Origin of the sequence: Flagellimonas amoyensis (assembly GCF_003058265.1) — a bacterium.
GTDB lineage: Bacteria > Bacteroidota > Bacteroidia > Flavobacteriales > Flavobacteriaceae > Flagellimonas > Flagellimonas amoyensis.
Genome location: NZ_QBUK01000006.1, coordinates 281,432 through 291,994, shown reverse-complemented (window position 1 = coordinate 291,994; position 10,563 = coordinate 281,432). Strand labels below are relative to the sequence as shown.

Below are 10,563 nucleotides of genomic sequence, written 5' to 3'. Positions count from 1 at the left end.
TGAGTCGATCTCGTGCACTTGATTTGCACTGCTCACTTTCATCCGCCGCAGGTGGTATACATTGACCGCCCTATCCATCAGGAGGCAATGTGATTTTTGAGGAAAATGATATCAAGGATTAAATAGTTGTTCCATGCCGACAGACCCTGTCATTTGATTCCTAGTCGCCCTTTGAACTCTTCGAGGTCGAGCCTTGAAATGATATAGTCCCGTCCGGTCCTAGTGGCCTTTAGCCTGACGGTCCTTCCTCCAACTTTCTTTCCATTGGTGATATACCTTATTATGGTGGCCTTGCTTACGCCAATTTTTCTGGATGCACTATTACAAGTCAGTTTTTCATCCTTCATCATCTCTTCCTTGTACTTTTCGACCGCTGCATCAGCTGCCAATCTGGTCACTTTCTCCATAAGCTTGTCCATGTAGTCCAAACGCATTGTAATTGTGTTGCCAACTATTGAATAATCTGTTTCCATTGATTAGGAGGTGATTTTTCCCAAATAAATTTTCAAATCAGAAAATTAACGCATGGGATGATAGGACTTAAATCTACTCACATCGATTATGGCATAAATTGTTTTTCCTATTTGTGAAGGATGAATGAAATGGGAGCAGACATCCAAACATACATTTTTGATCGTATATTATATAATGTATTTTCCATATTCATTTATTTTTTATATATTTGTGGATAAAAAGAAATCCCATTGGAGTGGGATTGTCTTTTAATAGTTTCCGGTGAAACTATCTAAATTTTTTTCACATGACAGTACAAATGTACCAAAACGATTGGAGAAATCCAAGAAAAAGGAGAGTTGTCTCAGAAGAAGAGTGCAAACTCGAATTGAAGGAGGTTTTACCTCTATTGTTCCAAGCCTTTAGAGAGGCTTTTATGTCTTACGAAAAAGAAGTAGTACAGACAAGACCTGAAGCAAGGGCAAGGGGATTTGAAGCCTCATTGCTAAATTCTAAAATGATTGAGAGTATTCAAAGACATTTTCCCAAGAAGTGGAAGTTTGGCAAATACAAAAGATTTTTGCTGAATGTAAATGGATTTGTGGTGCTTTTCAAAAAATTAAATGGAAAGGATATGCCGATGAATATAAAGACTAAGTCGGTAGAGGCCATTTCCCAACAATTGAGCCTTCCATTGTTCGATACAGCAGGCACGATGGAAAACCCTATATTGTTCTTTGGTTATCAAAAGGATGGACTAGGGAATGTTACTAATCCTAAGTTGGTTTATATTGACGAGGATAAGGTAAAGTGGACTATAACCGAAAATGACGTGGATGACACAGGAACTATTGCAAATACTAATCCTATTGACAATAATCCCGTTATTCCAGTTGTAAAAGGTGGGGTCCAAAAAAAGAGAAAAAGTAACTGATAATTAACAAATGGTTTCACCGGACCTATTTTAGTATGAACAATTATGAGCATCAACCACAGACAACTTACATTCGCAAGAGAGTTTAGAGGTTATACCCAAACAGAGCTTGCTTCACGAATTGATGGATTGTCTCAGTCTAATCTTTCCAAATTTGAAAAAGGTGTGGAAGCACTATCGGAGGACTTGACTGATAAGATTATTGACTTTTTGAATTTCCCAAAAAGCTTTTTAAGTAAGAGAATTTCAAATGTAGTTGAGAATGCACACTACCGCAAAAAAAGTACAATCACCAAAAAATTAAAAAATGAATTTGAATATAGTATTAAGTTAATAGGCTATCTAGTGGATAGTATGGCTGAATCCATTCAATGGCCGGAATTTACATTAAAGACTTTTGATTTAGAAAAGGGCTACTCACCAGAATATGTGGCCCAACACACACGCAAATTGTTAGGATTGAAACCTGATGAGCCAGTTAGGAATATTTTTCACCTGCTAGAGAAAAACGGGATCATTATTGTTGAAATTCCATCCGATATGAAATTTGATGCAGTTTCTATTCAGACTGATGACGGTTTTCCAGTTATTATTCTTAACAAATACTTTCCTAATGATCGAAAACGTTTCAATCTAGCGCATGAGCTAGGACATTTATTATTTCATGTTTTAGGCAATGTAACCATACCTGAATCTCGAAACTTGGCCAAGGTCAAAGAGTCGGAAGCAAATAGATTCGCTGCTGAGTTTTTAATGCCAGGAGATATTATTAAAAATTCTCTCAGAGGGCTTAAATTGTCATATTTATCTGAGCTAAAACGTTACTGGCTTACATCCATGAGCTCCATAATCAGGAGGGCACGAGATTTAAAGGTCATGCCAGAGGATAGGTATAAATATCTCAATATGGAATTTAGCCGAAGAGGGTTGAAAAGAAACGAAGGGGTCAACGTTTTCATTGATGAACCTGTTACGTTTTACAAAGGATATGAATTGCATAAAACTGAATTGGATTATTCGGATGAAGAATTGGCAGATGCATTTTGTTTGCCTATGGATGTAATCAAAACATTTTGTGATACAAAATCTGGAAATGGTAGATTAAGAGTTCTAGTATAATCTCATCTGAGATGTTAGATACTGGAAGTTTAAATAATGTAACGTGTCATGAAAAAAGGCCAAAAGTTGTAATAGCTTTTGGCCTTTTGCTTAATTGGCGTTTCCCCTGGAAAAACTTGTTATTTTATTCTCTTTGTCAATTTGTTGTCTAATAGTTGTCTAGATAAAAACGAATAACCCTGAAAATCAATTGATTAACAGGGTTAAAAGTACTCGAGGCGGGACTTGAACCCGCACGGGCAAATGCCCACAGGATTTTAAGTCCGGCGTGTCTACCAATTCCACCACTCGAGCTTGTCTGCCGTAGGCATGACAGGACTTAATCTTTCGTATGTTGCTTCTTCTGGTTTTGAATCAAATTCTTTAAAAACTCTTTTCCAAACCCAGATTTCAATTTTTTTTCTTCAATTCTGGCCTCAGCCCTTGTCCGAAACTCTTTTTCAAAAACTAACTCAAAAGGTCTATAAGGCCTAGTGGTTTTGTTTTTGCCTGAATTGTGTTCATTTAACCTTCTTTCTGTATTGGAAGTGATACCCACGTAAATATAATTTCTTTCCAAACTATATATCGCATAAGTATAGAACATAATCCACTTTTTCAATCCGTATCTACCAACCTGCCTGCCGGCAGGCAGGTTCCACCACTCGAGCAGGACTTGTACGTAAAAAAAAACTCCACTCGTGGTGACTGAGCGGAGTCGGAATCGAGCGAAAAACGGGATTCGAACCCGCGACCTCCACCTTGGCAAGGTGATGCTCTACCAACTGAGCTATTTTCGCATTTAAAAGAACCCGCACTTTTTCTGAGCGCGGATGCAAATTTAATATATTTCTTTAAAATGTAAAGTGTTTTCCATAAAAATATGGAACGATCTGCGACTCCAAATTCCAGCAGCCCTTTTTTTATTCGCCCATCCGAGGGGCTTTTACGGCTCTTTTCGTTTCAGTACCTTGTCCTTCAATACTTTGTCCTGTAACTGCTTGGCGTAATTTCGGCTTACGGGAATTTTATGGCCCTCTTCCAAAATCAGCTCGTGGTTTTCCAAAGACCGTATTTTGGCAATGGGAACGATGTACGATTTGTGCACCCGAATAAAGGCTTCCGTGTCCAAATTTTCCTCAATGGTCTTCAAGGGCATCAGGCTCATGTGTTTGTCCGAAGTGGTGTGGATCAACACATAGTTTTCCAAGGCCTTTACAAATAGGATTTCCGAGGTATATATTTTTTGATACCGCCCGTCGCACTTTACAAAAAAGTAGGGTTGTTCAGCGGTTGTTTCGGTAGGTTCTTGAGTGCCCGATTTATAGGAATGGTAGCGAACCGCTTTGGTCACCGCCTTAAAAAAACGATTAAAGGTGATGGGTTTCAACAGGTAATCGATCACATCGAACCGAAACCCGTCCAGTGCATAATTGGGAAAGGCCGTGGTGATGATGACCATAGGCAGGTCGTGGCGGACTTTTAGAAAATCCAACCCCGTCAAATAGGGCATCTGAATGTCCAAAAAGATGAGGTCGATGGCCTGTTTTTCCAACATTTGGTCTAATTCCAGGGCATTTTCTACCGTGCACACCAGTTCCAAATGGTCGATGACCTGCACATATTCCTGCAGCACCTCCCTGGCGAGTGGTTCGTCATCCACGATTATGCACTTCAGTTTTTTTGCCATTCCAGTTTCAATAGTACGGAAAATCTATCTTTTTGATCATCAATCTCTAACGAATACGATTCAGGATACAATAAATGCAGCCTACGTTCCACGTTGGTCAGCCCGATGCCTTTGGGTCGTTCGTCCTCGTTGCCAAGTCCATTGGGACCTTTACTGTTTTCGATGTCCAGTTTGAGGTAGGTATCGGTCACTTTCAGAGTCATTCGGATAAAATTGGGTTGCCCTTTTCCTTTGGAAACGTGTTTGAAGGCATTTTCCACAAAGGGAATCAGGATAAAGGGAGCGATTGTTTTTTGATGCAGCGTTTGGTCCAGAATATCGAACTGCATTTCGGTATGTTCGGGATCCAACCGCAGTTTTTCCAGGTCGATGAAATTTTCAATAAACCGAAGTTCCTTTTCCAACGGAATCTGTTCATCATTGCATTCATACAATTGAAAGCGCAGCATGTCCGAAAAATTCGCCAACGATTCCGAGGCCAGATCTGGGTTTTTATGGATCAACGCAAAAATGGAATTGATGGTATTGAACAAAAAATGGGGATTGATCTGCGATTTCAGGTACTTGAGCTCGGTTTCTAGGTGTTCTTTTTCCAGTCGCAACCGCCTTTTCTCGGCCTGTAGCCAATTCTTGCCCAATTTGATGCTCATCCCCAAGGTCATACTGGCAACGGTGGAGGGCAGGGCCCACACAAAATAGATGGTGGTGAATTGATATGGATATACCCCGAACAGCTCGAACAACGTCTTTCCGGAAAGAAAGGAAGCCAAAAAATATCCGCTAACGATAAAGGCATTGCTGACCAAAATGGTGGCCAATACCGAAAAAATATAACTGGCATAACGACCGACATACAACAACTTCGGAATCAGAAAGTACAGGTTGAAGTACACCCCGATAATCTGAAAGATCACATAAAAATAGAATTTGACGGACGTGTCGCTGTGGAGCAGATACTCCCAAACTTCGGAAAGGCTGCCCACATTGATGGTCAACCATACCAAATGATATCCCAGCCAAAAGGGGATATGGTACAGTTTGAGTCGCAAGGCAATCTTTTTCAGTCGGTTGAAATCCATCCACAAATTCATAAATCAGTACAAGTTACTTTTTTTGGCCTTGCTCTCGAACCAAATTGACGACCTGCCGCAAATAATTGACGAACGACATTTTACATCATTATCTGGGAAAAGATGCAGGAAGTCAACTAAGTATCCCCTTCGGTCAATCCAATTATGTTGGTAGGACAAAGCAAACTTCATTTGGTGGAAATCAATTCAAAACAAATGAAAGTCAAGTATTTAACTGGTAAAAATCTTTGGGTGAATCTTATGTTGATTGCTGGAATCTCCCAAGTTTTGGCGCAAGTAACCGGCAGGGTAAACGATGAACAAGGCAATCCTGTTCCTTTTGCCAATGTGGTGTTGTATCAGGCGGTTGATACAACTTTGGTTACAGGTGCCATAACTGACGATACGGGTTATTTTTCCTTGGAAACCAAAGCAGTTGGTGCGTTTAGAGTGCGTGTTACTTATCTCGGTTTTTCAGATTTTTATACGGAACCTTTTTATTTGAATGCTGGTGAACCATCACAGCAATTAGGCACTTTGGTGTTGACAGAAAATGTGAACGAGCTGGATGAGGTGGTATTGGCGGCACGAAGGGATTGGGTGCAACGTACTCCGGAGGGCCAAGTAATCAACGTGCAGAGCAGTGTCATGACCAAGGGTAGTAATGCGATGCAGTTATTGGAACGATTGCCCGGTGTGATTTTGGACCGGCGTGACAATCAGTTTTCCTTGAACGGGCAAAGTGGGGTTACGGTCCTTTTCAACGGTAGAAGGGTATCGATGTCCATGGAAGATGTGATGGCGCTTTTGGAAAGCACCTTGGCGGACAATATTGAAAAGGTGGAACTTGTCACCTCGCCTTCGGCCAAATACGATGCGGATGGGGGAGCGGGCATCATCAATATTATCTTCAAAAAAGGATTGAACGAGGGCAGCCAGTGGAACTACAGTGCCAGTTTGGGGTATGGCTATTGGGAAAAGGCAAGTACTTCTTTGGGCTATTCCTTCGGAACGGAGAAAATGCACCTGAATGCCAACTATTCCCTGTTCCATGATCATGGCAAAAATGGGTTTGAAGGGTCGGGAACCAGTTTTCAACCTATTCTTGGGGCGCCAAGTCAGGCTATTTTTTCTACCTATTTCAACAATAACAACAATGCCCATAATGCAAATTTGGCAATGGGCTATCAAATTTCACCAAAGGTGGAACTCGGTGGGGAACTCACCTTGAATTTTGCCAAGAACCGATCCATGTCCAATGTGAACAACGGAAGAATTATTGAAGGACAGGATTATTTCAGGTCGCATTTGGTTTCTGACGGTACCTCAACAAAAGCGAACGTGATTTCTTCTTTGTATTTGACTGGCAAGCTTACCGATCATTCCAGTTTGGCCGTGGACTTGAGTTATCTCAATTATACCAACGACAACCCGGCCACCACAAAGAGCGAATATTTTGACGAAAACGATGAGCCCTACGACCCGGAAAACGAAATTTTTACGGATGGGAATCGAGGTTTTAGTGAATCCACCATCCAGTTGGGGGTACTTAAGTTGGATTACAACCATGTCTTCAGTGACAAGGTGGAAGGTGAATTTGGGTTCAAGGGCAGTTATTCCGATAATACCAACGACAGCAAGATCGAGACCCAGTTGGAAGGCGAATGGATTGTGGATCCCCGTTCCCAAAGCTTGGTAGAAAGTGATGAAACCTTGTGGGCAATGTATGCTCAGTTTCATATGCAACTTCATGAGAAATCGAAGGTCGACCTTGGTTTACGCTATGAGGATTGGAGACGTACCTTGTCCACTTCGGACGAAGATTTCAAGATTAGTCAATTTTTTCCATCGGTTTCTTACCAGTACCAACTTTCGGAAAATAAACAACTCAACCTCAATTATCATCGCCGGATTAGTAGACCCGCCTATTCCGATTTGGTCACGAGTCTGTATTACAATGATCCCACGGCCATTTTCACGGGCAATCCCATGTTGAGGCCCGGCATCACTAATACGCTACAATTGGAATATGTGAAAAATGGGTATTCTTTGGGACTCTCGCTTCAAAAGGAAATCGACCCCATTATCCGATACCAATTGACCTCCACACCACAGAACGATATTTTGGTGGTTTCCCCTCAAAATGCAGATTATCAGAAAAGTATAGGTCTCTTTTTGAACATTCCCGTGCAATGGGCACCTTGGGCCAGACTCAATGTGTCCTCCACTTCGGCCATTCGCGATTATAAGATTTCGTACAGTCCCGATCCGGCCTCAAAGACCTATTTCTACCAGAGTCTCAACTTTAACCAAAGCATCAAATTGCCTTGGCAAATGGATGTGGAATTGTCGGGTTGGTACAATTTTGATCACTACAACGGCACCAATTCCACGAAAGGTTTTGGGGTGATGAATTTTGGAATTTCGAAGCAGTTTAAGAATGACTGGGGAACCTTACAGTTCAGTGTTTCCGATGTGTTCCGAAGTTTGGATATCCATACGCACCTGAGTGGGATGACCCCCATTGTTTTTGATATTGATACGCGGTCGCGGTATCGGGACGAATCGGCCTTTACTCGCATTTTTAGGTTGACCTACTCCAGAAGTTTTGGAGGAAATGCGAACAAAAAATCACGCAATCTGGAAAAAGAGGAATTCAATCGGGTAAACTAGGAAGTCGCCTTCTTCTTTTTGCTCAACATCCGTTTGATTTCGTTAAGCTTCATTAGGGCTTCCACGGGAGTAAGGGTGTCAATGTCCAAGTGCAATATTTCGTCCTTGATTTCTTCCAAAAGTGGATCGTCCAGGTTGAAAAAACTCAACTGCATCTCATTTTGCGAGGCTTGGAGCTTATCTGAAATCTCTTCGCTGGAATGTGATTTTTCCAGTTTTTTCAGGATTTTGTTTGCCTTTTGGATCACCTGTTGGGGCATGCCGGCCATTTTGGCCACATGGATCCCGAAACTGTGCTCACTGCCCCCCGGCACCAATTTCCGAAGGAAAAGCACATTGTCTTCCAATTCCTTCACCGAAACATTGTAGTTCTTGATCCGAGAAAAGGTGGTGGTCATCTCGTTCAGTTCGTGGTAGTGCGTCGCAAAAAGCGTTTTGGCCCTGGCCGGATGTTCGTGCAAATATTCCGAAATGGCCCAAGCAATGGAAATGCCATCGTAGGTGCTGGTACCGCGACCGATTTCATCCAACAACACCAAACTGCGTTCGGACAGGTTGTTGAGGATAGATGCCGTTTCGTTCATCTCCACCATAAAGGTCGATTCGCCCATGGAAATATTATCGCTGGCCCCCACACGGGTAAAAATTTTGTCAATGACACCAATTTTGGCTTCGGAGGCGGGTACAAAACTTCCCATTTGGGCCAAGAGCACAATCAAGGCCGTTTGCCGCAGCAAAGCCGATTTACCACTCATGTTCGGACCCGTGATCATGATGATCTGCTGATCTTCGCGGTTGAGTAGTACATCATTGGTCACGTACTGCTCGCCCAAGGGCAATTGTTTTTCAATGACTGGGTGCCTGCCTTCCGTGATGTCCAGTGTAGTGGATTCATCCATGGTCGGTTGCACATAATTATTTTCGCTGGCGAGTTGTGCAAATCCACAAAGGCAATCCAACTGTGCGACCAAATGGGCATTCTGTTGAACGGGGGTGATGAATTCCTGCATCCACACCAATAGGCGTTCGAACAGTTGTTGCTCCAAGTGAAGGATGCGTTCTTCGGCCCCCAAGATCTTCGCTTCGTATTCCTTAAGTTCCTCGGTGATATAGCGTTCTGCATTCACCAAAGTCTGTTTGCGGATCCAACCTTCAGGCACCTTGTCCTTGTGGGTGTTGCGCACCTCAATGTAGTAACCGAACACGTTATTGGAATCGATTTTGAGCGAAGTGATTCCTGTAAGTTCGGTCTCACGTTCCAGCATTTTGTCCAGATAATCCTTCCCGGAAAAAGCAAGGTTGCGCAATTCGTCCAATTCCTCGGAGTAGCCTTGGGCGATGGTGTTCCCTTTGGCTAGGTTCACAGGAGCTTCCTCGTTCAACACCTCTTTGATTTTGGAGCGAAGGGATTCGCAGGCGTCCAAACGTTCCCCGATGTTTTGTAGGGAAGGATTGGTGCTGTCCTGTGCTGCTAATTTTATGGGCACGATGGCTTCCAATGAATTTTTGAGTTGGATGACTTCCTTCGGATTGATTTTTCCGGTTGCCAATTTGGAAATGAGTCGCTCCAGATCTCCCATTTGTTTGATCCAGTGCTGCATCTTTTCCAATTGATCACCATGTTCCTTCAAATGGGCCACCACTTGATGGCGCTGCTGAATTTTCTCCAGATTTTTCAAAGGAAGGGCCAACCAGCGTTTCAACAATCGACCACCCATGGGCGATAGCGTGTTGTCGATAATGTCCAACAAGGTCACCGCATTTTGATGGGGGGAATGGTAGAGTTCCAGGTTTCGGATCGTGAACCGGTCCATCCACACATATTCCTCCTCGGCAATGCGTTGGATCTGGTTGATGTGCTGTAGGCGGCTATGTTGTGTTTCCGATAGGTAATGCAATACGGCCCCCGAGGCAATGATTCCATGGTTGAGGTGGTCTATACCGAAACCCTTAAGGGTTTTCGTGCCAAAATGGTTGTTCAGGCTTTCCAAGGCATAATCTTCCTGAAAAATCCAATCTTCCGTAAAGAAGCTGTGGTATTGGTTACCGAAATATTCTGTGAATTCCTTTTTATGGTTTTTGGAGACCAATACTTCGTTGGGCGCAAAATTTTGAAGGAGCTTGTCCACTTGCTCCACAGAACCTTCGGAGGTCAAAAATTCCCCTGTGGAAATGTCCAAAAAGGAGACACCCAATTTGTTCCTGCCAAAATGAATGGCACTTAAAAAGTTGTTGCTCTTGGCCGATAAAATATCGTCGTTGAGGGCCACACCGGGAGTCACCAATTCGGTCACCCCACGTTTTACGATGCTCTTGGTCATCTTGGGGTCTTCCAACTGGTCGCAGATGGCCACCCGTTGCCCCGCCTTTACCAATTTGGGTAGATAGGTGTTAAGGGAATGATGGGGAAATCCGGCCAATTCCGTTTTATCGCCACCATTGTTCCTGTGGGTTAGGATGATACCCAATATTTTGGCGGCCTTGATGGCATCGTCCCCGAACGTTTCATAAAAGTCGCCCACACGAAAGAGCAACAGTGCATCAGGATGTTTGGTCTTGATGGTGTTGTATTGTTGCATCAACGGGGTTACCTTCTTTGTCTTATTGGCTGCCAAAGCGATTTTATTCGTTTATTTTTGTCCCAT

The 10,563-nt window shown here is 42.9% G+C and carries 8 protein-coding genes and 2 tRNA genes; 3 read left to right on the top strand and 7 right to left on the bottom strand.

Features of this window, described 5'->3' with window-relative positions:
• Positions 1 to 149: 149 nt before the first annotated feature.
• Positions 150 to 434: a MerR family transcriptional regulator gene (locus DB398_RS10795; protein WP_159076391.1), complete on the bottom strand. Its 285-nt coding sequence runs from the start codon at positions 432 to 434 to the stop codon at positions 150 to 152.
• A 326-nt stretch (positions 435 to 760) separates the two neighbouring features.
• Here DB398_RS10795 and DB398_RS10790 point away from each other — a divergent pair, with 326 nt between their 5' ends.
• Positions 761 to 1,387 carry a hypothetical protein gene (locus DB398_RS10790; RefSeq protein ID WP_108424384.1) on the top strand — a complete coding sequence of 209 codons (627 nt, stop codon included), beginning with the start codon at positions 761 to 763 and terminating at the stop codon, positions 1,385 to 1,387.
• 45 nt (positions 1,388 to 1,432) lie between these two features.
• Positions 1,433 to 2,506, top strand: a complete 1,074-nt coding sequence (locus DB398_RS10785; protein WP_108424383.1) for a helix-turn-helix domain-containing protein — start codon at positions 1,433 to 1,435, stop codon at positions 2,504 to 2,506.
• Between the two features lie 210 nt (positions 2,507 to 2,716).
• Here the strand turns inward: DB398_RS10785 and DB398_RS10780 are convergent.
• From DB398_RS10780 to DB398_RS10760, 5 genes are all read right to left on the bottom strand, one after another.
• Positions 2,717 to 2,800 (bottom strand) — tRNA-Leu (locus DB398_RS10780).
• A 25-nt stretch (positions 2,801 to 2,825) separates the two neighbouring features.
• Positions 2,826 to 3,092 carry a GIY-YIG nuclease family protein gene (locus DB398_RS10775; protein ID WP_108424382.1) on the bottom strand — a complete coding sequence of 89 codons (267 nt, stop codon included), beginning with the start codon at positions 3,090 to 3,092 and terminating at the stop codon, positions 2,826 to 2,828.
• Between the two features lie 120 nt (positions 3,093 to 3,212).
• Positions 3,213 to 3,285: transfer RNA gene (locus DB398_RS10770), tRNA-Gly, on the bottom strand.
• 146 nt (positions 3,286 to 3,431) lie between these two features.
• Positions 3,432 to 4,175, bottom strand: a complete 744-nt coding sequence (locus DB398_RS10765; protein WP_108424381.1) for a LytR/AlgR family response regulator transcription factor — start codon at positions 4,173 to 4,175, stop codon at positions 3,432 to 3,434.
• On the bottom strand, positions 4,160 to 5,266 hold the full coding sequence (locus DB398_RS10760; protein WP_108424380.1) for a sensor histidine kinase: 1,107 nt from the start codon (positions 5,264 to 5,266) through the stop codon (positions 4,160 to 4,162). Before DB398_RS10760 ends, DB398_RS10765 begins: the two co-directional genes overlap by 16 nt.
• Positions 5,267 to 5,506: 240 nt before the next feature.
• On the opposite strand from DB398_RS10760, the gene DB398_RS10755 reads away from it, so the two are divergent.
• The gene (locus tag DB398_RS10755; RefSeq protein WP_159076390.1) at positions 5,507 to 7,918 is read left to right on the top strand and encodes an outer membrane beta-barrel family protein; all 2,412 of its coding nucleotides are present in this window, start codon (positions 5,507 to 5,509) and stop codon (positions 7,916 to 7,918) included.
• Here DB398_RS10755 and mutS read toward each other — a convergent pair.
• Positions 7,915 to 10,497, bottom strand: a complete 2,583-nt coding sequence (mutS, locus tag DB398_RS10750) for a DNA mismatch repair protein MutS (protein ID WP_108424378.1) — start codon at positions 10,495 to 10,497, stop codon at positions 7,915 to 7,917. The genes DB398_RS10755 and mutS overlap by 4 nt on opposite strands.
• Between the last annotated feature and the right edge of the window lie 66 nt (positions 10,498 to 10,563).

Bases quoted from the DNA above. Each gene is read 5' to 3' on its own strand.
- DB398_RS10790 (WP_108424384.1), top strand. From the start codon at position 761: ATGACAGTACAAATGTACCAAAACGATTGGAGAAATCCAAGAAAAAGG.
- DB398_RS10760 (WP_108424380.1), bottom strand. From the start codon at position 5,266: ATGAATTTGTGGATGGATTTCAACCGACTGAAAAAGATTGCCTTGCGA.
- mutS (WP_108424378.1), bottom strand. From the start codon at position 10,497: ATGCAACAATACAACACCATCAAGACCAAACATCCTGATGCACTGTTG.
- DB398_RS10755 (WP_159076390.1), top strand. From the start codon at position 5,507: ATGTTGATTGCTGGAATCTCCCAAGTTTTGGCGCAAGTAACCGGCAGG.
- DB398_RS10775 (WP_108424382.1), bottom strand. From the start codon at position 3,092: ATGTTCTATACTTATGCGATATATAGTTTGGAAAGAAATTATATTTAC.
- DB398_RS10795 (WP_159076391.1), bottom strand. From the start codon at position 434: ATGCGTTTGGACTACATGGACAAGCTTATGGAGAAAGTGACCAGATTG.
- DB398_RS10765 (WP_108424381.1), bottom strand. From the start codon at position 4,175: ATGGCAAAAAAACTGAAGTGCATAATCGTGGATGACGAACCACTCGCC.
- DB398_RS10785 (WP_108424383.1), top strand. From the start codon at position 1,433: ATGAGCATCAACCACAGACAACTTACATTCGCAAGAGAGTTTAGAGGT.